Genomic DNA, 24,389 nt, shown 5'->3' with positions numbered 1-24,389 from the left:
CGGGCATTCGCCGAACGACCTCGTCGAACCCCACCCCGGTTCGGGGTGGCGGAGGAGCGATCGCCGCGAATGCCGCGGTGTCGAGGCCGGCCGGACCGAAGTCGCCGCGAACGCGGCGGTACGGCTGGGCCGCAGGGGGCCCCGGGCGGTTCTCCCGCGAGGGCTGGACCACCCATCCGTACGGGTGGCGCCGCATGCTCAAGCCGTCAACGACTCTCCTACCAGGGCGGGTCGTTGACGGGCATGATGGCGGGCCTTCGGATGATGCCGTCACGACAGGCGCGCACCAGCTGACTCGCCCGGACGTGTCAAGCCCGCCCGCTACGGTCGAACGATCGCAGCGGGCGGGCCAGCTGCGATTCACAGTGAGGACGTTCGCTGTCCGGCCGGAGCTGTTCAGCCTGTGCAGGTGATCCGTCGCCCTAGTCCCATGCAGGGGGCAGTCTTACGCCTGCCGGTGCAAGCTCACTCGACAGCGGAAGGCCTGACGGGATTGACCCCCTCGCGTGTGAAAGATCAAGGATGCCTCCCGTGAAGGCCGCGTTGTCGAAGGCGACGGTGCCGCCCTCGAACGTAGCCCTCCCGAAGTCGACCGTGCCGCCGGCGAACGACGCGCCCTGGAAGTCGACAGCGGAGCCGCAGAACTTCGCCCCGATGAAGTTGACGGTGCCGCCGTTGAAGTCCGCGGCAACGAAGCTGACCTTGCCGCCGCTGAACCTTGCTGCGCCGAAACTGACGTGGTCCCTGTTGAACGCTGCGCCTTCGAAGTCGACGACGCCGTCGCTGAACGTGGCGCCGCGGAATGTGACGTTGGCGCCGTCGAAGGTGGTGTTGTCGAAGTAGACCGTGGCGCCGCCGAAGGTGGTGTTGTCGAAGTCAATGGCGCCGGTACTGAATACCGCGTTGCTGAACTGGAGGGTGCCGCTGCTGAATACGGCGCCGTCCAAGTCGCCGCCGTCGAAGACCACGTCGGTGAAGTCGAAGTCGTGGCCTTGCCAGGATCGGGAGTGGTCGGTCTCGTGGCGGAGGTGGTCGCGGATGAGGCGGATGACCGTATGTCTGACCTGCCGCAGCGACAGGTAGGCATGCCATTCCTCCGTGTCGCCGGAAGGGATGTCGGCTTTGGCGGTGTAGGGGAGGCGGAGGTAGGCGCAGAGGACGTCGATGCACGTCTGGCGCAGCTCGCGGGTGGGCGCGTCGTCGGCGAGGCCGGCCAGGGCGTGCACACCGCCCAGACGTACGGCGGCCGAGGTGTCACCGAGCTGGGAGACGGCGGAGGTGAAGCGCTCGGTGTGCAGACGGGTGGCCTCACGCAGTGCGCCGTCCTCGTCGACGCGCTGGCGCCGGTAGGCCACGACCAGGGCGACGAGCGCGCCGGCCCCGGCGACAACGCCGAAGGCCAGTTTCACCAGGTCGAACAGTGTCGAAGAGGTGAGTTGCTGCTCCGGTTTGAGCTCTTGGACATCCATCAGGTCCCACCCGGCGAAGAACACTGCGGCGGCCACGGTTGTCGCCGTGATGAAGGTGAGGGCCAGGACGGGGCCGACCGGCCACAGCTGTAAGCCGCCGCGCGGGCGGGAGTTCGGATTCACATCCCTGTGGACTGTTCAGACATACCGGCGGTTGCACAGCCGGTGCCCGCGATACGGCGCTGTGGGAGGGGCGGGCGGATGTTGGAGTGGGCAGAAGTGCAGACGCAGCCGGCAGGATCAGCCACTCTGGGAGCCATGACACGTGAGGATCGGCAGGTGGCGGACTGCTTCGTCTGCGACAAGCACAGAGATGCCACGCTGATGCCCGGCGGGTCGGTCCATGAGGACGACCTTGTGGTGGTTTCCCATCTGTCTCCGCGGGCCCCTGGACAGTCGGGAACGATCTATCTGGGACACCTGCTGGTGGAGCCGCGTCGACACGCTGCCGGGCTTGCCGATCTCACTGATGAGGAAGCTGGGCGTATCGGGCGCAGGAGCTCTGCGGCCGCCCGGACTCTCCGAGAGGTTGCGGGTGCCGAGCACGTGTACGCGGCCGTGATCGGGGACCAGGTGTCCCACCTGCACCTTCACCTCTTGCCACGGTATCCCGGCACGCCCCGGCAATATTGGTGGACACGTGTTGACGAGTGGCCACAGGCTCCGCGGGGTGGTGAGGCCGACGCCGCCGAACTCGTTGAGCGCCTCAGGGCCGGCATGCGGGGTTCCCGCCTCGGGGGCGGTTGACCAGCCTGATCGCCAAGATTGAGGCGGCGTATGGGTGACCACTGGCGTGGACGCTACTCAGAACCGGAGATGAGAAGCACGCACTGGCGCGATGACGCCGGGGGCGCCAAGCAAGCCGCGGACGGCATGTCGCCGGAGAAGATGATCGGCAACATCGTCGACGCCTTGTGCGCCGAGCGCTCCTGGTGGTCTCCGGCCCGGCGGGTCCGCATCGAGAACCAGAGCCGCGGCACCTCGTCGGCGGCCTACTCCACTCTGTGGGGGCCCGGGGGGTGCGATTCCCCAGGGCGGCCCGATCATCACTGGTGGCTGGGCGCCGAATTGTGGGCGACGGCTACCATACTAGGAAGGCGGAGGCCGCTCGCCGGCCTCTCGTGGACCCGGATCTCCCCCTGACGAACGGACCCTGAGTGGACACCGACCCTGCCCCGACCCGCGAGAGCTCGAAGAGGGAGACAATCCTCCATCTGTTGCGCAGTGACATCGTCACAGGCGCGGTTCCGCCGGGGGAGCGGCTCTCGGAGGCGCGTCTGGCGACCCGTTTCGGTGTCAGCCGGATGCCGGTCCGCGAGGCGTTGAAGGAGCTCGAGCGGGAGGGCTTCGTCGCGATCGAGCAGCGCCGCGGCACGTTCGTACGCTCGGTCTCCCGCGCGGAGATCCTCGATCTGTTCGAGGTGCGCGAGGCCGTCGAGGGCATGGCCGCGCGGCTGTGTGCCGCCAGGGCGAACAACAACTTCCTCGATCGGATCGACCAGACGATCGCCGCCATGGCGGAGCACGTCCGTGTCGCGAACTCGGATGGCTACACCAGCGCTGATGCGGAATTCCACGGCCTGATCGTGGCCGGCGCGTCCAACGAGCGCCTCAGTGACCACTACCGGTTGTTGATCCAGTACCTGCATCGCGGCCTGCTCTCCTCGATCGTGACCCGCCGTGAAGGCCGCATGGAGCGCTCCCTCGCCGAGCATCGCGAGATCGTCCGCGCCCTGCACGCGCACAGCGCGGATGAGGCCGAGACGGCCATGCGCGAGCACGTCCGGCGGGGTCGGCTCGAGCTCCAGGAAGAGGTCAGCACGAAGTTCGGCGGTCCCGAGCCGACCGGTCCCGAGCCGACCGATCGCGCCTGACATGTCATGCTGACCAAGGCCGCCCGGGCACGTGGCTCCATGCCTCCTCATGCTTGACATGTCACGTTAACCCGGGCCGCTCGCCCACGCGGCTCCAAGCCTCCTTCGTATACGCCCACGTTGCCTTTGGGTTTCTTTCTGCGATTCCCTTGACAGCTGGTATGGCAGAACCGCAGAGTGCGTCCCACGATACGAAAACCCAGGCGTCAACCACGCTCGGTACTGACATACCAGTGATGCCTCGGATCGCACCGGCAATCGTGACCAGCTTGAAATCCCGGCCGACGAAAGGGCCCCTCGGATGCGAAACAAGATCGCGCTCGCTGCGGTGGTTACTGCCATACCAGTGATGCTGACCGCGTGTGGCAGTAGTTCCTCCGGCAACGTCGGCAGTTCCGCCGACTCCGGCAAGAAGACCGTTGGCTTCCTGGCCCAGGCGCCGCGCAATGACGGGGGCTTCACCCAGTTCAGCCTCGCCGGCGTCAACGCCGCGATCGCGAAGAACGCGGACCTCAAGCTCTCGTCCGTCGTCGACAATGCCGCCAACTCCCAGGAACAGACCCAGGGCCTCGAGTCGCTGGCGGCCAAGAACGACATCGTCATCGCGGACGGCGCCTCGCTGAACAAGTCGGTCGCGGTCGTCGCACCGAAGTACCCGAAGGTGCGCTTCATCCTGGTCGCTTCCGACCTCGACCAGTACGCCGAGAACGTCACCTCCGTGACCACCGCCGTCGGGCACAACGCCATCGTGGCCGGCGCGGTCGCCTCGATGCACTCGCACTCCAAGAAGCTCGGCATGATCGCCGGCCTGCAGGTCCCGGCCTCGACCGCCTGGTACCACGGCATGGTCCAGGGTGCCAAGATCGACAACCCGGCCACCAAGGTCGTCCAGACCTACACCGGTGACTACAACGACGTCGGCAAGGCCAAGCAGGCCGCCGAGGCGATGATGGCCAACGGCGTCGACCAGATCCTTTCCGACCTGGACTCCGGTTCCGAGGGCGTCTACCAAGCCGCCGATGCCGGCAAGCCCGCCGCCGGCGTGTACGACGTCTTCGCCACGCACTGCGACTCCAGCCCGAACATCATCGGCTCCGGTGTCGTCTCGTGGGCAGACATCCTGCAGAGTGCCGTCACCGACGCCGCGACGGACAAGCTGCCCCCGGGTGCGATCAGCTACGGACTCGCCTCGGGTGCGCTCCGCTTCGAGTTCTGCCCCGCCAAGGGCAGTGCCGCGGAGAAGGCTCTTGCGCAGAAGGTGACCAAGCAGATCGTCGACGGTGAGATCACCGCGGACAAGGGCGTACTGCTGCCCAAGCCGAGCTACAAGTTCGAGCAGCGCTGATCCGATGACGACCATCCTCGATCCCGGCCCGGACGCCCAGGCGTCGCAGGGCAGCGCCCCCGCACTGCGGCTGCGCTCGGTGACCAAGCGCTTCGGAGCTTTCGTCGCCAACGATGCTGTCGACCTCGACGTCGCCTGGGGCGAGATCCACGCCCTCCTCGGCGAGAACGGGGCCGGGAAGACCACGCTGATGCGCATCGTGACGGGTCTGTACGACCCAGACGAGGGACAGGTGGAGGTGTCCGGCGAGCCGGTCCGTTTCCGCAAGCCGCAGCACGCACTCCGTGCTGGGATCGGGATGGTCCACCAGCACTTCACCCTGGTCCCCACGCTCACCGAGCTGGAGAACCTCGTGATCGCACCCTCGCCGGTGCCGTGGCGCAATGGTGCTGCCGCCGCCCGTCGGAAAGCGGACGAGGTGGCCGCGGCGACGGGTCTGCGGATCACCCCCGACCAGCTGGTCGGCGATGCGGCCGTCGGCGAACGGCAGCGACTGGAGATCGTCAAGTTGCTGTGCGGCGGTGCCCGGATCCTCATCTTCGACGAGCCGAGCGCCGCGCTCAGCCCGGGGGAGTGGGACGAGCTGGCCCGCCTCATGCGGCGGCTCGCCGACGACGGTCACGCGATCATCCTCATCTCCCACAAGCTCTCGGAGGTCTTCGCGACCGCCGACCGCTGGACCGTGCTGCGTCGTGGCGCGGTGGCCGGGAGCGGCCGTATCGCCGATGCCACGCCCGACCGGCTGGTCGAGCTCATGGTCGGCGAGCCGGTTGCCGAACGCCCCCGGCCCGAACCGCAGGAGCCCGGTCCCGCGGTGCTGTCGGTCCGCGAGCTCACAGTGGCGCGCGATCCCGGCGTACCGCAGGGGCCGCGTGCTCTCGATGAGGTCTCTCTCGAGGTCCGCGCCGGGGAGATCCTCGGCATCGCCGGTGTGGCCGGCAGCGGTCAGGCCGAACTGGTCGAGGCCGTGATGGGCCTGCGTCCGGCGCTGTCCGGCGAGGTCGACCTGGGCGGCTCCGCCTTCACCGCGCGCTCGCCGGAGGAGTTCTACCACCGCGGCGGTGCGCTGATCCCCGAGGACCGTCACCACGTCGCGATCGTCGCCGACATGACCCTGTGGGAGAACATCGGCCTGCGCGCGCTGCGCACCGAACCCCTCGCCCAGCGAGGTGTTCTCCGCACCGCTGCCGCCCGCGAGCACGCCCGCGCACTGATGGCCGAGTACGACATCCGTGCCGAGAGCGAGGTGCTCCCGATCGCACGCATGTCGGGCGGCAACCAGCAGAAAGCGGTGCTCGCCCGGGAACTCTCGTCCGGTCCGTCACTGCTCATCGCGGCACAGCCGGTACGCGGCCTCGACGTACGGGCCACGGACTTCGTCTACCGCCGCCTGGTCGAGCACCGCGAGGCCGGGGGCGCCGTACTGCTGATCTCCATGGACCTCGACGAGGTGATGTCGCTCTCGGACCGGATCGCCGTGCTCGCCCACGGCCGGATCCGCGGGACCGTCCCCGGCAGGTCCGCCACTCGCGCCCAGTTGGGCGCCCTGATGACGTCGTCGGAGGCGGAGTGATGATCGGGAAGGACCTACTGACCCGGATCGGGGCCCAGCTCGCAGTGGTGGTCGGCGCGATCGCGCTCGCCGCCGCGATGGTCGCCGCGATCGGGGTCTCGCCCGGCGACGCACTGTCGGTCTTCTGGGACGGCACCTTCGGCCAGAGCGTCAACCTCGGTACGACGCTCACCCAGAGTGTTCCGCTCCTGCTGGTCGCCCTCGGCTGGATCGTCGCCACGCGGGCCGGTCGCCTGCACGTCGGTTTCCCCGGGCAGGTGATCATCGGTGGCTCGGCAGCGACCGCGGTCGGCCTCCAGTGCGGTGGTCTGCCGGTGCCCCTCGCCGTACTCGCGACCGTTGCCGCCGGCGCCCTCGGCGGCATGCTGTGGGCCGCCTTGACCGCGTGGCTGTGGGCGTCGCGGGGCGTGCTCGAGATCGTCTCCTCGCTGCTGCTCAACCTGGTCGCGGTGCAGATCGCCGCCTGGTTGGTGCGTGGTCCGCTGCAGGGTTCGCTCGACGGGCAGCCGCAGTCGAAGACCTTCCCGGACTCCACATTGTGGCCCGCGTACGACGGCATCGCCGGTCGGACCCTCTCGTACGACGTGATCCTGCTCCCGATCTGCGCGATCCTCGTGGTCATCGTGCTCAGCCGGACCGTCTTCGGCTTCCGTCTCCGGGTGGCCGGTGGCAATCGTGATGCCGCCCGCTGGTCCGGTGTCGACCCGGTGCGTGAGGGCGTGAAGGCGATCCTGATCTCCGGTGGCTTCGCCGGCGTGGCCGGGGCCGCCCTTCTCTTCGCCGGATCGACTCCGTGGATGAGCGACGGCTTCGAGGCCAATGTCGGCTTCAACGGCATCGCGGTCGCACTGCTCGCGCGCAACTCGGCGGCCGCGGCACCGATCGCCGCGATCGCCTTCTCCTCCCTCAATGTCGGCGGGACCGCACTACAGGCCCAGCTCGACGTACCGAGCTCCATGGCCTCGGTGCTGCAGGGTGCCGTGATCGTCCTCGTCCTCGTCGCCGCGGTGCTGCTCCAGCGCCGGGTGTCGCGACGCGCCGCCACCGCGCTGTCTCCGGCGCCCGAATCCAACGCGAAGGATGCCGACCCGGCACCGATCGCGGAAAGGGTCTGACATGGGGATCTTCGACGTCGCCTTCCTCGTCTCCGCGGTGACCATCGCCGCACCGATCCTGCTGGCCGCCACGGGCGAACTCGTCTCCGAGAAGGCGGGCGTGATCAATGTCGGCCTCGAGGGCGTCATGCTCACCGGCGCCTTCGCCGCCTACTGGACGATGACCGGCACCGGCAACATGTTCGTCTCCTTCCTCGGAGGCCTGGCGGGTGCACTGCTCTTCGGTGTCCTGATGTCCGTGCTCGCCATCGAGGCCAAGGTCGACCAGATCGTTTCGGGCATCGCGATCGGCCTGCTCGGCTACGGCATCACGACCTTCCTCAACAGCGATGCGATCAAAGATCCGAAGACCCTCGTGCCGATGCAGCGCCACGGCATCCCCGTCCTCGAACACCTGCCGGTGGTCGGCCAGGCGCTCTTCAACCAGGACGTGTTCATCTACGTCACCGCGGTCGTCGTCGTACTCGTCGCGCTGGCGATGACGCGCACGACCTGGGGCGTGAACCTCAAGGCGGTGGGCGAGACGCCGATCGCCGCCGACGCGGCCGGTGTCAGCGTGCGCGGCCTGCGCTGGGCGGCGACCGTGTTCTCGGCGGGCTGCGCCGGACTGGCCGGCGCCTACCTCTCGATCGGCGATGTCGGTGTCTTCCGCGAGTCGATGACCGGTGGCCGTGGCTACCTCGCCCTGGCCGCGGTGCTCTTCAGCCGCTGGCGTCTGGGCGGGGTCGGCCTGGCCGTGACGATCTTCGCGGTCACCGATGCCACCCAGCTCCGGCTGCAGGCACTGGGGGAGATCCCGCGCGAGGTCTGGATCGCGGCCGCCCTGATCGTGGTCGTCGTCCTGGCGCAGCGCGCCCGGGTCCGGGCCGGTATCCGGCTCACCAGGGGCGACGCCTTCATCGGCGTCGTACTGATCGCCCTGGTGGTCACCGCGGTCGCCGCACCGAAGACAACCCTGCCGGTCCCGCTGTGGCTGGCGATGCCCTACGTCCTCGCGCTCGTCGCGCTGGCCACCGCCGGGAACACCCGGAACCAGGCGCCGACCGCCCTGACGATCCCCTACCTGCGAAGTGAGACCTGAGCTGTGATCACCGATGTGCACACGCACTTCTGGACCCCCGACCACCAGGGCTCGCCGTGGTCCGACGGACTGCAGCGGGTGAACCGCAAGCTCTCGGAGGAGGAGATCGACCGGGTTACGCTGGAGTCCTACATCCATCGGGTGGCACCCGCCGAGCGGACGATCGTCTTCGGTCTCCAGGCCTTCGCGTCGGGGATCGTCGTACCGAATGACGCAATCGCCGACTTCGTCCGCAGGGTGGGCGGCCACACCGTCGGCTTCATGTCGGTCGACCCCACCCGCCACGACGCCTGCGACGAGATCGAGCGTTGCCACGCCGAGCTCGGCCTCCAGGGCATCAAGCTCGGGCCGATCTACCAGGGCACCTCGCCGCTGCACCCGCTCACCCTGCGGGTCTTCAAGACCGCCGAGCGACTCGGCCTGCCGGTGATGATCCATCAGGGCGCGATCTTCGCCAGCGCCGGCCGGCTCGCCGACTCCGTCGCCCTGCTCCTCGACGATGTTGCGATCGCCTTCCCCGACCTACGCATCGTGATCGCACACATGGGCCACCCGTGGATCTACGAGACCGTCACGGTGATGCGTCGCCACGCCAACGTGTACGCCGACACCTCCGCGATCCCCAGCCGCCCGACCGTGCTGGCCAACGCGCTCGTCGCCGCCAAGGAGTACGGCGTCCTGCACAGGGTCCTCTTCGGCAGCGATTCACCCATGGTGAGTGCCGAGTCCGCCGTCGACGGCCTGCACAAGGTGGTCGCACAGACTCAGCGTCACGGCTACACCGCCATCACCGACGAGGAACTGCACGACCTCCTGCACCGACCCGCGTTCGAACTCCTCGGCATCACCGACCCGGTGACCGAGACCGCTCCCGACCTGGCCCCGACCAGGTCCTGATCCATCCCCACGAGGAAAGAATGACGATGTCAGACGGCACGAACGCTCCCGTCGCGGCGCCCTTCCGGAACGCCGACGCGGTGTTCTCCGGACCGCTCCCGGTGGAGATCTCGATGGAGCCGATCGTCAGCGGAGCCGAATTCGCCTACGAGGACGTGCTCCTCGACGACGACAACGGCTTCTTCGCGGTGTGGGCCTGTGATGCCGGTGTCTACCCACGCCACAAGGACCGCCGCGGTTCGTTCATGTACCTGCTCGAGGGCGGCGGCTCGATCGTCGACGAGGACGGCACCGAGCACGAACTCACCGCCCACTCGATCCTGATCCTCCCCTTCGGCTGGAAGGGCCGCTGGAAGATCACCAAGACGGTGCGCAAGGTCTACGTGCACACGACGCCGGTGCCGCCGTACCGCGAAGGCGTGCAGAAGTGCACCTTCGTTTCGACCGACGAGGTCGCCCAGGACGGCGTCGTCTCCGACGGCCCCGACGGTACCGCCCTCCTGCGCACCACCGAGGTCGGCGAGCACACCGAAGAGATGCGCGGACGAGCCCGCTTCGTCTACGTGCTCTCCGGCATCGCCGTCCTCGAAAGCGCCGACGGCTCGCAGGTCGAGCTGACCAGCGGTGCCACCGTCGGCCTCCCCGACGGCTGGTCCGGCACCCTGCGCGTCACCGAGCCGCTGCGCACCTTCGACGTCATCTCCACCCCCGCCCGTTGATCCAGGAGAGAACCCCATGACCGACGACCCGTACGCAGCCGTCACCCCGGCGCCCGCACTCACCGTCACCAGCACCGGCCTTGTCCACGGGGCGGAGGTGCCCGTCGCGTTCCGCGACCCGGCCATCGGCGGCACCGACGCCAGCCCGCAGCTGTCGTGGTCGGACTTCCCCGCGGAGACCAGGAGCTTCGCGATCACCTGCTACGATCCCGACGCCCCGACCGGCATCGGCTTCATGCACTGGGCGGTCTTCAACATCCCGGTGACGACCACCGAGCTGCCGACCGGTGCGGGTGCCCCCGGATCCGCCGACATGCCCGCCGGCGCGGTGACGCTGCCCAACGACGTCCGCCTCCCGCAGTACGTCGGCCCCAACCCGCCGGCGGGCTCCGGACGCCACCGCTATGTCTTCATCGTGCACGCCGTCGACGTGGCGCAGCTGGAGATCCCGGCCGACCTGACGCCGACCGTGCTCGGTTTCAACCTGCACTTCCACACTCTTGCCCGCGGCAGCCTCACGGGCTGGGTGGATTCCGAATGAGCACGATCGCGTCCGAGGGGAGAACCATGAGTGACCAGGCCCGTCACGCTGAAGTCGCCGGCGCCGGTTTCGCCGGGCTGACCGTCAGCATCGCCCTCGCCCGCAAGGGATGGAGCGTCCGCCTGCACGAACAGAACGACGAGCTGCGCGATTTCGGCGCCGGCATCCTGTTGTGGCGCAACGCGATGCTCGCGCTCGAGGTGATCGGCGTCGCCGCGACGATCCGCGAGCGGGGTGTCCTGCCCGGCTCCTACAACACCAGCCTGGGCGGTGAACTCGTGTCCGAGGAGATCCCGGGCTTCCCGTACTGGGCGATCACCCGCCCCGAGCTGCACGCCCTGCTGACCGATGCCGCCCGTGAGGCCGGTGTCGAGATCGTGGCTGGTTCGAAGGCGGTAGCCGCCGAGCCGGCCGGCGTATTGGTGCTCGAGGACGGGAGCCGGCTCGAGGCGGACCTGGTGGTCGCCACCGACGGTGCCGGCTCGGCTGTCCGTAATTCGCTGCCCGCCCTGGTGCAGGAGCGGAAGAAGTACCAGGACGGCGTCTGCCGGGTGCTGATCCCGCGGCCCGACGAGTTCAAGGGCGAGGAGTGGGACCGGGTCATCGACTTCTGGACCCTCGAGCCGGATGCCATGCGGATCCTGTTCATCCCGACCGGGCCGGACACGATCTACATGGGCATGATGGCCTCGACCGCCAATGAGCGTGCCTCACGGATTCCGATCGACGTCGAGGTGTGGTCCGAGCGTTTCCCGCATCTGGCCGGCGCGATCGAGCTCGCCGGTGCGGCCACCGGCGGACGTCACGACGCCTACCAGACCAACAAGGTGACGCCGTGGTCCGACAACCGCGTCGTCCTCGTCGGTGATGCCGCCCACGCGATGTGCCCGGCACTCGGTCAGGGCGCCAGCGTCGGCATCGTCAATGCCGTCGAGCTGGCGCACACGCTCGACCGGTACGACGACATCACCGAGGCCCTTGCCGTCTGGGAGGAACGCGAGCGCCCGATGTCGGATGCCGCGCAGGCCCGCAGTGCCTTCATGGCCGAGACCCGCACGATGGCGAAGGGCAACGGCTTCTCCGCCGAAGTGATGGAGACCGCCAACTTCGAACTCTCCGCCGCGGGACCCGACGTACTCGCTCTGTATCCGGTGCCGGAAGGGGCGCGGCCGTGACCACGGACACCGTGATGATCGGCGATGTCGAGATCATCCGAATCCAGGAGTACGCCGGGCCGAGCCCCGCGGTCCCGGCGAAGATGTTCCCGGACAGCGACCCGTCCTACTGGCACGACAACGCCGACTGGCTCTCGCCGGACTTCTTCGACGCGGGCACGGGCACCTTGCGTTCGGTGCTGCACTCCTGGCTGATCCGCAGCCAGGGGCGCCTGATCCTCCTCGACACGGGTGCCGGCAACGACAAGGAACGGCCGTACGCCTCCGTGTACGGTCACCACCGCACCGGGTACCTGGAGAACCTTGCCGCGGCCGGGGTCGCGCCGGACGACATCGATGTGGTCGTCAACACGCACCTCCACGTCGACCACGTCGGCTGGAACACCCGCCTCGACGGCCGTTCCTGGGTCCCGACGTTCCCCAACGCGGAGTACCTGATGACCTCGGAGGACTTCGAGTTCTGGAACCCCTTGCTGCACCCGAGGGAACCCGGCGACGGCAACCAGAACGTCTACGAGGACAGCGTCGCTCCGGTCCACGAGGCGGGCCTCGTCCGCCTCTGGAGCGGTCGCCACCGGCTGGACGACGACCTGGTGCTCGAGGCCACGCCGGGCCACACGCCGGGCTGCGCGATCCTGCGGATCGAGTCGCGAGGGCAGGGTGCGTTGTTCGTCGGCGACATCCTGCACTCACCGGTGCAGGTCGCCGCACCGGACGTGAACAGCTGCTTCTGCGAGGACCCGGTCCAGGCGCGCGCCCAGCGGCGCCGGCTCCTGGCCGAGGCGAGCGAGCGCAACCTGCTCGTCTTCCCCGGTCACTTCGGCGGCCACTCCGCCTGCCGCGTCGCCGCTGACGCCGGCGTGTTCGTCATCACCGACTGGGCCGACCTGGCCCGGATCTGAAATTCCGTACCCACCCCCGGAAGGGACCCATGAACCAGGACCTGTACGACCAGGGCATCGTCATGCGCCGGAAGGTGCTCGGCGACGCGCACGTGGATGCTTCGTTGGCCGCGGCCACCGACTTCTCCCGCGACCTGCAGGAGTACGTCACCCAGTACTGCTGGGGAGACATCTGGAACCGCCCCGGCCTGACGCTGCAGGAGCGCAGCCTCGTCAACCTCGCGATGATCACCGCCCTTAACCGCGGCCACGAGTTCCAGGCGCACGTCCGTGGCGCGATCAACAACGGCGTCACCGTCGAGCAGATCAAGGAGGTCCTCATGCAGACCGCCTTCTACTGCGGCGGTCCCGCTGCTCTCGAGGCCTTCCGTCTCGCCGCCGAGGTCATCGCCCAGATGGACACCGAGTCGAAATGAGCGAACTGCGAACCCTGGGCTTCATCGGCCTGGGGAAGATGGGTACGCCGATGGCCTCCCTGCTGCACCGGGCCGGCTTCGCCCTCGTCGTCGGCGATCTCGACGAACAGGCGGTCGCCGGCTTCGTTCAGGAGCACCCCGGTACCGCCGCCGCGACGGGTCCGTCGTCGTTCGGCGAGGTCGACGCGCTGGTGCTGATGGTCCCCAACAGCGCGGTCGTCGAGGCCGTGCTTGAGACCGACGGTGTCGCCGCCGTACTGCGACCCGGAACGCTCGTCGTGGACATGAGTTCCTCGGTACCGACGCGTACCCGGGCGCTGGCCGCCCGGCTGACCGCAGCAGGCCTGCGCTTCGTGGACGCGCCCGTTTCCGGTGGGGTTCGCGGTGCCGTCGCCGGGAAGCTGGCCGTGATGGCCGGAGGGGAGCGGTCCGATCTCGACCGGCTGGTGCCGGTCTTCGAGCCGCTCGCGTCCACGGTGATCGTGGTCGGACCGGTCGGTTCGGGCCACGCCGCCAAGGCGCTGAACAATCTCGTTTCGGCCGCGACCATCTCGGTCACGGTCGAGGCGCTCCAGCTGGGGGAGCGGTTCGGGATCGCCCCGGAGACCATGACCGAGGTGTTGAACAGTTCCTCGGGCCGCTCCAACACCAGTGAGAACAAGGTCATCCAGTTCATGACGAGCGGCACCTTCGGGTCCGGCTTCGCTCTCCATCTGATGGCCAAGGACGTCGGCATCGCCGTCGACCTGGCCGACGACCTCCACCAGGAGGCCGAGGTCGCCCACGAGGTGGCCCGACAGTGGAGCCGGATCGCCGCCGCGGTCTCCGCGGAGACCGACCATACCCAGATGTACGAGCTGATCGGAGCACAGCGTTGAGCGAGAACGATGCGGTGCTGACGCACTGGATCGACGGGAAGACGGTGGCCGCGGCCACCTCGCGACCCGGCGAGAACCCCGCCACCGGTGGCGCCGGACCCGAGACCGGCCTCGGCACCGCGGCCGATGTCGACCTGGCCGTCCGCGCGGCTGCCGCGGCGGCCCCCGGCTGGCGCCGGTTCGCCTCGATGGACCGCGGCCGGCTGCTCACGGCCGTCGCGGACCGGCTGCGCGCCGATGTCGGCCGGCTTGCCGAACTCGAGTCCGCCGACACCGGCAAGCCGCTGGTGCTGTCGGCGGCCGAGGTCCGAGGCAGCGCCGACTACTTCGAGTTCTACGCCGGTCTGGTCAACCTGCCGGCCGGTGACGTCCTCGACATCCAGCCTGATCTGCACGTCTACACCCGTCGTGAGCCGTTCGGAGTGATCGGGGTGATCACTCCGTGGAACCTGCCGATCAATCAGGCGGCACGGGCGTGTGCACCGGCGCTGGCCGCCGGCAACACCATCGTCGCCAAGCCGGCCGAATCCACGTCGCGTACGACGCTCGAGCTGGCCCGGATCGCCACCGAGGTGGGCCTGCCCGACGGGGTGTTCAACGTCGTACTCGGCCGCGGCAGCGAGGTCGGCACCGCGATCGTCGAACACCCCCTGGTCCGCAAGGTGGCCTTCACCGGTTCCGTGCGGGTCGGCCAGGAGATCGGGCGGATCGCCGCCGACCGGGTACTGCCGCTCACTCTCGAGCTCGGCGGCAAGTCGGCCAACATCGTCTTCGCCGATGCCGACCTGGAGTTCGCGGCGAGCGAGACCGTGCGTGCGTTCGTCACCAACGCCGGACAGGTGTGCTCCTCCGGCACCCGCCTGCTGGTCGAGCGTTCCGTGCACGACACGTTCGTCGGGGCGGTCGCCCGGGTCGCTGCCGCCGTACGGCCTGGGGAGAACCTCGGTCCGATGATCACCCGCGACCAGTACGAGACGGTGCGGCGCTATTTCAGGGTCGCCGCCGAGGAGGGCGCGACCCCCGTGACCGGTGGCCATGTCGCCACGGTGCCGGGCCGGGAGGGCGGTTTCTACGTCGAACCGACCGTCTATACCGGCGTCACCAACGACATGACGGTAGCCCGTGAGGAGGTCTTCGGGCCTGTGCTCGCGGTGATCCCGTTCGACACCGAGGACGAGGCGGTCGCGATCGCGAACGACTCCGACTTCGGTCTCGTCGGTGGCGTCTTCACCGCGGACATCTCCCGTGCCTTCCGGGTCGCGGAGTCGATCGAGGCCGGCCAGGTCTACGTCAACTCCTGGTCGACCCAGTCGGTGCAGATGCCCTTCGGCGGCCACAAGCTCAGCGGCTACGGCCGGGAGAAGGGCATCGAGGCGCTGCTGCACTACTCCCACGTCAAGAGCATCAGCGTCCGGCTCACCCCAGCCTGACCAACTCGCCCTCGCCCTTGTTCGGTTCGTCCCATCAACCAGGAACGGTCATGGCTGCCATTTCCCTCTTCGCCCCCCAGCTCGAGGCGGACATCGACGCCGCCACCCGGATGTTCATCGGTGGCGCATGGGTCACCGCCCAAGGCGGTGAGACCTTCGACGTCCACGACCCGGCCGACGGCCGGGTGATCGCCCAAGTGCCTGCCGCGCAGCCGGCCGATGTCGACGCCGCGGTGGCCGCGGCACGTGCCGCATTCGCCCCCGCGGGGCCGTGGCGCACGATGACGCCGCAGGTACGCGGCCGGCTGCTCTGGAAGCTGGCCGATCTCGTCGAGCGCGATGCCGAGCGACTCTCGGCGATCGACTCGGTCGACAGCGGCAAGCCCATGGACGAGATGCGCTACTTCGACATCCCCTTCTCGGCCGACGTACTGCGGTACTACGCCGGCTGGGCCACCAAGATCACCGGCGACACCATACCGGTCTCCTACCCGGCCGGCCACGGCGGCACCTTCCACGCCTACACGCTGAAGGAGCCTGTCGGCGTCGTCGCCGCGATCGTGCCGTGGAACCTGCCTCTCCTGATGGCGGTCAAGAAGCTGGCACCCGCCCTGGCCACCGGCTGCACGATCGTCGTCAAGCCGGCCGAGCAGACCCCGCTGTCCATCGCGGCGCTGACCCAGCTGACCATGGAGGCGGGCTTCCCGCCGGGAGTGATCAACTACGTCACCGGCCTCGGCGAGGTCGCCGGCGCCGCGCTCTCGCGGCACCGGGGCGTGGACAAGGTCACCTTCACCGGCTCGGTGCCGACGGGCAAGGACATCGTCCGCGCGGCCGCCGACAACCTCAAGCGGGTCTCGCTCGAGCTCGGCGGGAAGTCGCCGAACATCGTCTTCGACGACGCCGACCTCGACGCCGTCGTCGCCGGCGCGGCCGCCGCGGCCTTCGCGACGCAGGGGGAGAGCTGCATCGCCGGCTCCCGTCTCTACGTGCAGCGCGGCGTCTTCGACGAGGTGGTACGCCGCCTCGGCGAGCACGCCGCCTCCATCCGGCTGGGACGCGGCACCGCCGAGGGCACTCAGATGGGCCCGCTGATCTCGGCCGAGCACCGGGACCGGGTCCTGGACTACATCAAGATCGGCATCGACGAGGGCGCCGAGGTGGTCACCGGTGGCAAGGCGCCCACCGGCCAGGGATACGACGGCGGCTACTTCGTCGAACCGACCGTGCTCATCAATGCCGCCCCCGAAGCGCGCATCATGCACGAGGAGATCTTCGGTCCCGTCGTCTCCGCGGTCGCCTTCGACACCGAGGAGGAGGTGCTCGCCCTCGCGAACAACACCCGCTTCGGACTCGGTGCCGCGGTGTGGACCAAGGACATCTCGCGCGCGCACCGCATGGCTGCCGCGATCGAGTCCGGCCAGGTCTGGGTGAACTGCTACCAGGCCGCCGACTCCGCGCTGCCCTTCGGGGGCACCAAGGAGTCCGGCTGGGGCCGGGAGACCTGCCGCGAGACTCTCGATGAGTACCTCGAGACGAAGACCGTCGTGGTCGCGCTGTGAGCGCGATCCTCGACTACGACGTCGTCGTGGTGGGGGCAGGGACCGCCGGCTGCGTGCTGGCCGCCCGGCTGAGCGAGAACCCGTCGACACGGGTGCTCCTCGTCGAGGCCGGCGTCGAGGACACCAGCGACCGGATCACCCGGACCCCGATCTGGCCCTGCCTGCGTGGCACCGACGTCGACTGGGCTTACGAGTCCGAGGCCCAGGCCGAGACGGGACACGTCCATGACATCCCGCGCGGCCGGATCGTCGGCGGCACGGGCAGCATCAACGCGATGGCCTTCCTGCGTGGCGACCGCTCGGACTTCGACACCTGGGCCCACGAAGGTTGCACCGGCTGGGACTACGAGTCCGTGCTGCCCTACTTCAAGCGCTGCGAGACCTCGGTGCACCACGGCGACGACCCGACGCACAGAGGTGGCTCCGGACCGCTGCGTCCAGGTCCTTCGCCGACGCTGCACCCGCTCTCGCGGGCCTACCTCGACGCGGTCGAGCAGGCAGGATTCCCGGTCGTCAAGGACCTCAACGGCGCGCGACTGCGGGGTGCCGCCAGTCACGACCTGCTGATCGTCGACGGCGTCCGACAGACCACCGCGTCGGCATACCTGGACCCGGCACTGGCGCGTCCGAACCTCGACCTGATGACCTCGGCGCTCGTCACGGGGATCGACCTCGACAAAGAGCGCTGCCTCGGGATCAACCTGGTCAGCGCCGGCCGTCCGGTCCAGGTCCGGGCCCAGCGCACGGTGCTCGCCGCCGGCGCCATCGGCACCCCGCATCTGTTGATGGCTTCGGGGATCGGTCCTGCCGAGCATCTCACCGATGTCGGGGTGCGGGTCCGGGCGGACAGTCCGGGTGTCGGTGCGCGGTTGCTCGATCACATCATTTTGGCGGGGTTGACGGTGGAGGCCGCGCGGCCGCTGCCGGCGCCGTCGGGGAATCTCGGTGAGGTCACCCTGCTGCTGGACAGCGAACCGGGACGGGCCTCGGTCGACCTCCAGGTCGTGTTCATCCACGCGCCGTTCGCGAACCCCTGGCAGCGAGTCCCTGAGAACGGATTCACCTTCGGCGTCGGGCACATGCGGCCTTCCAGCGTCGGCACGCTGACCCTGCGCAGCGCCGACCCGACGGTCGCACCGGTGCTCGACTTCGGCTATCTGCGTGAGCCCGATGACCTGCGTGCCCTGGTCGCCGGAGTGCGCCAGGCCCTCGACCTGAGCATGATGCCGGCGTTCGACGCCTGGCGCGCCGGGCCGCACGCCCTGCTGGGCGCGTCCGACGCGGCGGTGGAAGCATTCGTCCGCGAGGCGGTGCAGTCCTACGGGCACGCGGCGGGCACCTGCCGGATGGGCGTCGACTCCACGGCCGTGGTCGACCCGAGGCTGCGAGTGCACGGCGTGGAGGGCCTGTACGTCGCCGACGCGTCGGTGATGCCCACGATCGTCTCGACCAACACCAACGCTGCCGCCGTGATGATCGCGGAGAAGGCGGCCGACCTGATCGGAGCCGGATGAGGGTGGCCTGCGGTCGCGACGTTCCTGCACGGGACGTTCCGAGCCTGTTCCGGGGGACCGGCGCTCGACGGCCCGTGTCGTGGGTGCGGCGCCGCACCCGCGGGGTCGCGGCGAGGAGCCATGCTGCTTGCCGGACCGGCGTGCTGCCCCGCCGGCCGGGAGAGACGGTCAACTCCGGTACGGTGTCAGGGTTTTCATGTCCTGGCCCGGTCTATGGGATGAATCCGGGCAGCCACTTGGCTTGGTAGCCGAGACGGTCGGCGTGTTCCGCGGCCATCTGCCGGACGGCGAATCCGAGCCCGACGGCGTGTCCGGACGGGAAGTCGTTTCCCGGGCGGTCGGTGTCCATGTCGGCTACTTTCGCGTACTCGTCGAGGAGGACGCGGCTCCTCTCCAGGCGGCGGAGTGTACGGGCCGGGTTCTGGCGGGCGATGTGCTGGTCGTAGCCGAGCTCGCGCACACTGAACACGACGGCGCCCGTGCGGTCGTGCACTTCGCCCTGCAGCCCGGACGGACATCGCCAGAAGTCTCCGCCCGCACCCTTCGCGATCTGCGCTTCCATATCCAGGCCTGCCATCAAAAAAGCTACCAACTTGGCGTTTTCTCTCATGCGGGAACTGCTCCTCTATGGTCACGGGCAGGGGTGGCGCCCCGTCGGATGTCAGGTGGAACGGCGCCGGTGAACGCGGCCGGAGCGGGGCCGAACATCAGGGCGGTGCGAGTTCTCGGCCGGCGCTCGTCTGCGTGACGTCTGGCCCGGGAGCCCGCCCGGGCGGCGAGGGGGGGAAACGCTCACCCGGGCGGGCGGTCTGCGGGGTCGGATCAGATACCGGGGCCGGCGATGTAGGTGAAGCCGCCGACCTCGGTGGCCAGGCCGCCGCTCGTGGTGACGACCACATCCACCGCACCGAGAGCCCCCGGCGGGGAGACCGCCGAGACGGTGGTGTCGTTGATCACCACGAACGGCGCCGGGACACCGCCGAAGGTGACCGACTGCGTGGTGGTGAGACTGGTGCCGGGGATGGTCACGGCGGTTCCGCCGGACACCGGGCCGGAGTCGGGAGCCGGGGCACCGATGGTCGGGCCGTCGACGTAGGTGTAGGACAGACCGTTGTTGGTGCCGCCCGCGGTGGTGACGCTGACGCCGACCGATCCGGCCGCCAGGCCGGCGGGCACGGTGACGGACAGCTGGCTGTCGCTGGCCACGGACGGAGTCGCGGAGAGAGTCCCGAAACTCACCGAGGTGGCGGTGGACAGGCCGGTGCCGGTGATGGTGACGGTGTTTCCGCCCGCCGTGACGCCGGAGACGGGGCTCAAGGTGGCCTTGAACGGCGCGCCGACGTAGAAGAACGCCAGCGGGTTGCTGGTCCCGCCGGGGGTGGTCACGGTCACGTTGACCGTGCCGCTCCCGGAAGGGGCGGTGACCGTGACCGAGGTGGCGGTGTTGGCGGTGATGGTGGCCAGCTTGGAACCGAAGTGCACGGCCGTGGCACCGCTCAGACCGGTGCCGGTGATGGTGACCGTGGTCCCGCCACCGGTGGATCCCTGGTTGGGGGAGATAGGCATTGACTGCCTCCTTCTTCATGAGGATGTAGTGGATGGGAAGGGAGAACCAGCGGCGCACAGGCGGCTGTTCGCCGTGAGCGCGTGGTTCGCGCGTAGGCCGGGCCGGATTGTCCGCAGGGCAGTCAGCCCGCCCGGCCAGGACCCCTGCGCGAGGGGGTGGTTGTCCGGGGGGTGCGGCTGACGTCCCCGGCCGGCAGGACCGCGCCGGAGTGACGGCGGCGTTGCCGGCACCGGTGCTGAACGACAGTGGGAGCGCACCGCCCCGAGTCGCGATATCGCCGCCTGGCCAAGGGGCTACGGCGTTGCCTCCGCGGATGGTGACCGCGATCAGGTTGAACCGGCCGTCGGTCCCCGGAACATTCGCGTCCCGTCGACTTCCAGAATCCAGAAAGCCGGAGCCAACGGGGTGCGGGTGACAGCGGTGCCCAGCCCCGCCGTACGGGGATCTCGGCGTGCGCGTCGGCCGGGAATGCGACCAACCCCGCCGCCAGAGCGGCGACGACGAGTACAGACCGGAGAGCATGGACAGTTGGCATGGCGCCTCTCACATGAGATTGCGTGAGCCGCCGCACCCGCCCGCGCCCAGGAACGGCGCTGACGGTCCACATCCTCTGGTGGGGGAGTCCGCCGCAGGCCACCACGGCTGTGCCGTGACCGGGCCCCGGGACCAGGGCGAACAGGCAGGCCGACTGTCACTCCCCCGGAGAAGACGGGCGGCCCACCGGTTTGATTAACCAGTAGTCCACCGGGGTGAATGCGCCAGCAAGAACCCTGACGGGAAGTCACCTGGATGGCAGAGCGCCCGCGGTGAGCCGGGGCATGTCACGTACCACCGCGTGCTCCGTCGTCCCCGCACATCTCGCCGCCTCGCCGCCACGGCGGCCCTTCCGATTGCCGGGGACCGCTCGCGGCGGCCGGCCGGCGTCGCGGCACAGGGGCCGAAGCGATCCGGCGAGTGGGGGCCGCTCCCTCTGCGTGGTCCGAGAAACGCGAGTTCAGGAGCCGTACGGGGAACCGGACAGCGACCGAAGCGACCAAAGATCCCTGTCTATGACGCGCACGCAGGCGCGCAGGATGGCGTCATAGTCCAGGGCTTCGTCGCTTGCGTCGCTCTCCTCCGCGCGATCACCGCTCCGGCCTGCGGTCCTGTCGCCCCGCGACAGGAGCGGCTGAGTCACTGACTCCTCGGTGGGCTTCGGTCGCTGCCCTCCCGAGGGCTGCGGTCAGGCCTTGGAAAGGGTCATACCGAGCTCACGCATGGCGTCGGACGGGGCCCGCCCTCGGAGCGCTGCGTTCTGTACCCCTTGACGCGAGGGGCGAGGGTGCGGGGGTCGACGGCCTCGGACGGGGCGCCGGAGGCGCAGAGGCCGTCGGGCTGCCCGTCACGGTCGTGGGGCAGAAGCCAGAAGACGCGGCGCGGGAAGGTGCCGGAGGCACGTGAGGAGCGGGCCGTGGAGCCAAGGACGGCATAGCCGACCATGCGGCCGTGGCGGTGGTAGGCGGGCTTCCCGAAGCGGGTGGGGAGCCGGTCGAGGCTCTGGCGGACGTACTCCAGTTCGTCGGTGTCCTCGAGCCGGACAAGGTCGCTCTCGTGAGCGAGTTGGCCGGGCTCGATGAAGGCGCTCATGCGTTCTCTCCCGATTCCGGGTTCAGCCCGATACCGGGGTAGAACTTGCGTTGATTCGAAAGGATCATGTTCTTGGGTGTGGCGATGCCGACGGTCTCACGTACTCGTGCGGCGAACGCCCGTGAGGAGACCGGTTGGGCGCTCTCCAGCTGGCACCACTTCCGGTAGTAGCTGTAGAGCTGGGCCTGTTCCGCGCGCATGGCGGGGTCCAATGTGCAGCACTCGCCCAGGAACCGGCCCATGTGGTCCTCGGTCTCCGCGTACGTGTCGGTGGCGGTGCGTACCCGCGCGGGGCCCGTCAGGTCGCGGGGACCGTTGAGATATCGGCGGGCACCGGTGACGAGCCAGTACAGGATGCCGGGTCCTTCCTCCGTGACCAGGACGCCGGCGAGGTTGTCGACCTTCCGGTCGTCCGCGACGATCCGCTGGAAAGGGATCAGCTTCATCCGGCGCCAGAACGCGTAGCCGCCCGTGCCGACCTCGGGGCGGTGGTTGCCCAGCAGCCACAGTTTGTGGGTGGGGGTGAAACTGAAGAAGTCCTGCCGCATCCTGCGGGCCTTGATCCGGTCCCCGCCGGTCAGCAGTTTGACACGGGACTCGTCGAAGCGGTCGCCGGGCTTGAGTTCGGAGCAGACGATGATGCGTCGGCCATGGAGCTCGGCGAGGTCCGTGGGGTGTCCTTCGAACGGCCGCGCCATCAGAAATCCGGGCGGGGCGGAATCCGCATAGTCACCCAGGAGTTTGACCATGACGTCCAGAAGGACGCTCTTGCCGTTCTTCCCCTGTCCGTACAGGAACGGCATGATCTGCGCGCCGACATCCCCGGTGATCGAGTAGCCCAGCAGTTCGTGCAGGAAGTCGATCATCTGACGGCCGTCGGCGTCGTCGCCGAAGGTGTCGGTAAGGAACTGATGCCAGCGCGGTGTTCTCATCTGCCGCGCTTCGACGCTCGTGGCGCGCGAGTGGTAATGCCTCTCCGGATCCGGCGCGGTGACCAGACCGGTGTTGAGGTCGACCACTCCCTCCGGTGTGCACAGCACGTAGGGGTCCCCGTCCAGCAGTGAAGGGCTGAGAGCCATCCCCGGAGCAGCTTTGGCCTGCATCAGTATGGCCTTCATTCCGGACGTCGACAGAGCCCGTCGCCGGTACCGGCGCAGCTCCGACCCGGCGTGCCGGCCGTGCGGGTCGGTCTCCGCCAGCCTCTCGGCCAGCTCGCCGGCCGCCCACAGCACGGTGTCGTCCTCGTCGGTCTCCCACCGGTAGCCCGACCACCGGTACCAGCCCAGGCCCGGCACATGTCTGAAGTCCCGGCCGTACAGGGCGACGAACAGTTTGGCGTTGCCCCGGTCGCTGAGGCTGTCGGGAATCAGACCGTGCTCCGTCGCCCGCGTGAGCGCTTGCACGTCTTTCCTGGCGGGCTGCGCCGGGACGACGCCGGCCGGGGAATCGCGCAGAATCCTGCGCGCGACCTCCTGAGGGTCGAACAGCCCTTCGTCGTGGCGCGGTGTGTGATTCACCCACCGTCTCCCAGCCTCAGAGGGCGGCGGCTGCCCGCATTCATCCCGGACTGAACGATTCGCCGCGCGCGGTCTTCCTTCTCCGGGCGCATGTGAACCGCTGCTGCCAAGAGGGCCGCTTCTGCTTCCGCCGCCACGAGATGTCCCGCGGCGACCAGGCCACCCACGGTGTAGGCGGCTCGGTTGAGCTTGTCGTTGAAGCCTGCCCCCTCCGCCACGGCGGCGCAGGCGAGGACAGGTGCCAGAACGGTGGCGAGAGTCGCTTGCTCGAGGCGGGAGCCACCGCCCACCGCCGGGACGGCCTCCCCGGCGCGCTGCGGCACACGCGGGGCGACGTTCCGACGAGCGGGTGGCGCCGGACGGTGGCCGGTCCGGGCGAGTTCCACGGCGATCCACGACGGCAGCGCCGCCGGGCGGCGTACCGGTCCAAGGGCCCGACAGACTCCGGTGGTTGTCCTCGTCCCGGGCGCGATGATGTAGCCGCGATGGGCGCGCACATCCACTTGCCAGGCCGGCGCCCGGCCCGGACTTGAGCCCGATGAACACCGCCACGCCTGCCCCGGGCCTGCGGCGTACCAGATGTGCGGCCCTCCGGACGGAGTGCGCACCCGCAGTGTCGAGACGTCCCGGGCCGGGTCTTCCGCGCCGCGCAGCGCCGCCAGGAGTGCGAGGCTGTGAAATCCGTGCTCGAGTCCCCGCAGGGACACCGACGGCGGAATCGGAATACCGGGCAGCAGCCGGTCCCGGTCGGGCAGCGGCGTCTTGTGGGCGTCGACATCCACGACGACCAGACCGGCCGGCCCGCACGCGATGCCCACCCCGAAGCCGGGCTGTTGCGCCCACCAGCCCCGGAGACGGTCGGCATCGACGGTCGCGGCATGGAAGCCGTGGCACCAGTGGCCGCCCCGGATGCACGGGCACTGGTGGTGGCTGTGGCCCGGACGTCGGCAGTCGCGGCAATTGGCCGGGGGTGTCTTACGGCGCGGGGCGAGCGGATGCACCGGCCGGCCCTGCCGAGCGCACCACAGCGCGATCGGCAGAGTGCCCGGCGGCGGTGCGGGTTGAGACGCTGCGGTCCGGCCTGACTTGCTGTCATAAAGCTGCAGCTCAGGAACCATGCGCAACTCCTTTCAGCGACTGAAGCGACTCAAATTCCATCTTTAGTCGGGATGGGTCGACGCCCATAAA

General features: G+C 69.3%; 21 protein-coding genes and 1 pseudogene. 16 read left to right on the top strand and 6 right to left on the bottom strand.

Annotated features, from left to right (window positions below; genetic code table 11):
- Positions 1–422: 422 nt before the first annotated feature.
- Entirely contained in the window at positions 423–1,592 is a 1,170-nt protein-coding gene (locus ACFWV8_RS26035) for a pentapeptide repeat-containing protein (RefSeq protein ID WP_384208173.1), read from the bottom strand.
- A 78-nt stretch (positions 1,593–1,670) separates the two neighbouring features.
- Here ACFWV8_RS26035 and ACFWV8_RS26030 point away from each other — a divergent pair, with 78 nt between their 5' ends.
- The 16 genes from ACFWV8_RS26030 (at position 1,671) to ACFWV8_RS25955 (ending at position 18,491) form a co-directional block, all read left to right on the top strand.
- Positions 1,671–2,216 carry an HIT family protein gene (locus ACFWV8_RS26030; protein ID WP_384208170.1) on the top strand — a complete coding sequence of 182 codons (546 nt, stop codon included), beginning with the start codon at positions 1,671–1,673 and terminating at the stop codon, positions 2,214–2,216.
- Between the two features lie 410 nt (positions 2,217–2,626).
- Positions 2,627–3,343: a GntR family transcriptional regulator gene (locus ACFWV8_RS26025; protein WP_384208168.1), complete on the top strand. Its 717-nt coding sequence runs from the start codon at positions 2,627–2,629 to the stop codon at positions 3,341–3,343.
- Positions 3,344–3,692: 349 nt separating this feature from the next.
- The gene (locus tag ACFWV8_RS26020) at positions 3,693–4,688 is read left to right on the top strand and encodes a BMP family protein (protein ID WP_384208165.1); all 996 of its coding nucleotides are present in this window, start codon (positions 3,693–3,695) and stop codon (positions 4,686–4,688) included.
- 4 nt (positions 4,689–4,692) lie between these two features.
- Positions 4,693–6,261 (top strand): ABC transporter ATP-binding protein, encoded by a 1,569-nt coding sequence (locus ACFWV8_RS26015; RefSeq protein WP_384208162.1) that lies wholly within the window; start codon positions 4,693–4,695, stop codon positions 6,259–6,261.
- Complete coding sequence (locus ACFWV8_RS26010) at positions 6,261–7,376, top strand: ABC transporter permease (protein ID WP_384208159.1); 1,116 nt, start codon at positions 6,261–6,263, stop codon at positions 7,374–7,376. Before ACFWV8_RS26015 ends, ACFWV8_RS26010 begins: the two co-directional genes overlap by 1 nt.
- Position 7,377: 1 nt before the next feature.
- Positions 7,378–8,457, top strand: a complete 1,080-nt coding sequence (locus tag ACFWV8_RS26005) for an ABC transporter permease (protein WP_384208156.1) — start codon at positions 7,378–7,380, stop codon at positions 8,455–8,457.
- Positions 8,458–8,460: 3 nt separating this feature from the next.
- Positions 8,461–9,354 carry an amidohydrolase family protein gene (locus ACFWV8_RS26000; RefSeq protein ID WP_384208153.1) on the top strand — a complete coding sequence of 298 codons (894 nt, stop codon included), beginning with the start codon at positions 8,461–8,463 and terminating at the stop codon, positions 9,352–9,354.
- 26 nt (positions 9,355–9,380) lie between these two features.
- Positions 9,381–10,073: a cupin domain-containing protein gene (locus ACFWV8_RS25995; protein ID WP_384208150.1), complete on the top strand. Its 693-nt coding sequence runs from the start codon at positions 9,381–9,383 to the stop codon at positions 10,071–10,073.
- A 16-nt stretch (positions 10,074–10,089) separates the two neighbouring features.
- A complete protein-coding gene (locus tag ACFWV8_RS25990; RefSeq protein WP_384208147.1) occupies positions 10,090–10,614 on the top strand; it encodes a YbhB/YbcL family Raf kinase inhibitor-like protein in 525 nt (174 codons plus the stop codon).
- Between the two features lie 26 nt (positions 10,615–10,640).
- Complete coding sequence (locus tag ACFWV8_RS25985; protein WP_384208144.1) at positions 10,641–11,789, top strand: FAD-dependent monooxygenase; 1,149 nt, start codon at positions 10,641–10,643, stop codon at positions 11,787–11,789.
- Between the two features lie 14 nt (positions 11,790–11,803).
- On the top strand, positions 11,804–12,691 hold the full coding sequence (locus ACFWV8_RS25980; RefSeq protein WP_384208288.1) for an MBL fold metallo-hydrolase: 888 nt from the start codon (positions 11,804–11,806) through the stop codon (positions 12,689–12,691).
- A 29-nt stretch (positions 12,692–12,720) separates the two neighbouring features.
- Complete coding sequence (locus tag ACFWV8_RS25975) at positions 12,721–13,107, top strand: carboxymuconolactone decarboxylase family protein (RefSeq protein WP_384208141.1); 387 nt, start codon at positions 12,721–12,723, stop codon at positions 13,105–13,107.
- Positions 13,104–13,985, top strand: coding sequence for an NAD(P)-dependent oxidoreductase (locus ACFWV8_RS25970; protein ID WP_384208138.1), 882 nt, complete (start codon positions 13,104–13,106; stop codon positions 13,983–13,985). The genes ACFWV8_RS25975 and ACFWV8_RS25970 overlap by 4 nt, the downstream gene beginning before the upstream one ends.
- Positions 13,982–15,415: an aldehyde dehydrogenase family protein gene (locus ACFWV8_RS25965; protein ID WP_384208135.1), complete on the top strand. Its 1,434-nt coding sequence runs from the start codon at positions 13,982–13,984 to the stop codon at positions 15,413–15,415. The genes ACFWV8_RS25970 and ACFWV8_RS25965 overlap by 4 nt, the downstream gene beginning before the upstream one ends.
- Positions 15,416–15,465: 50 nt before the next feature.
- Complete coding sequence (locus ACFWV8_RS25960) at positions 15,466–16,977, top strand: aldehyde dehydrogenase family protein (RefSeq protein ID WP_384208131.1); 1,512 nt, start codon at positions 15,466–15,468, stop codon at positions 16,975–16,977.
- Positions 16,974–18,491, top strand: coding sequence for a GMC family oxidoreductase (locus ACFWV8_RS25955; RefSeq protein ID WP_384208128.1), 1,518 nt, complete (start codon positions 16,974–16,976; stop codon positions 18,489–18,491). Before ACFWV8_RS25960 ends, ACFWV8_RS25955 begins: the two co-directional genes overlap by 4 nt.
- 211 nt (positions 18,492–18,702) lie before the next feature.
- Here ACFWV8_RS25955 and ACFWV8_RS25950 read toward each other — a convergent pair whose 3' ends face one another.
- The 5 genes and pseudogenes from ACFWV8_RS25950 to ACFWV8_RS25930 all read right to left on the bottom strand — a co-directional run bounded on the left by ACFWV8_RS25950 (position 18,703) and on the right by ACFWV8_RS25930 (position 24,319).
- Entirely contained in the window at positions 18,703–19,101 is a 399-nt protein-coding gene (locus tag ACFWV8_RS25950; RefSeq protein ID WP_384208125.1) for a DUF6221 family protein, read from the bottom strand.
- Positions 19,102–19,313: 212 nt separating this feature from the next.
- The gene (locus ACFWV8_RS25945) at positions 19,314–20,057 is read right to left on the bottom strand and encodes an IPT/TIG domain-containing protein (RefSeq protein ID WP_384208122.1); all 744 of its coding nucleotides are present in this window, start codon (positions 20,055–20,057) and stop codon (positions 19,314–19,316) included.
- Between the two features lie 1,223 nt (positions 20,058–21,280).
- Positions 21,281–21,684 (bottom strand): annotated as a pseudogene (locus ACFWV8_RS25940) (DUF6009 family protein).
- A complete protein-coding gene (locus ACFWV8_RS25935; protein ID WP_384208119.1) occupies positions 21,681–23,201 on the bottom strand; it encodes a phage/plasmid primase, P4 family in 1,521 nt (506 codons plus the stop codon). The pseudogene ACFWV8_RS25940 and the gene ACFWV8_RS25935 overlap by 4 nt, the downstream one beginning before the upstream one ends.
- Positions 23,198–24,319, bottom strand: a complete 1,122-nt coding sequence (locus ACFWV8_RS25930; protein WP_384208115.1) for a bifunctional DNA primase/polymerase — start codon at positions 24,317–24,319, stop codon at positions 23,198–23,200. Before ACFWV8_RS25930 ends, ACFWV8_RS25935 begins: the two co-directional genes overlap by 4 nt.
- Positions 24,320–24,389: the final 70 nt, after the last annotated feature.

It is taken from the genome of Streptomyces sp. NPDC058665 (assembly GCF_042714995.1).
GTDB lineage: Bacteria > Actinomycetota > Actinomycetes > Streptomycetales > Streptomycetaceae > Streptomyces.
Note: the sequence above shows the minus strand (reverse complement) of the source record. Positions and strands in the feature narration are given on the sequence as shown.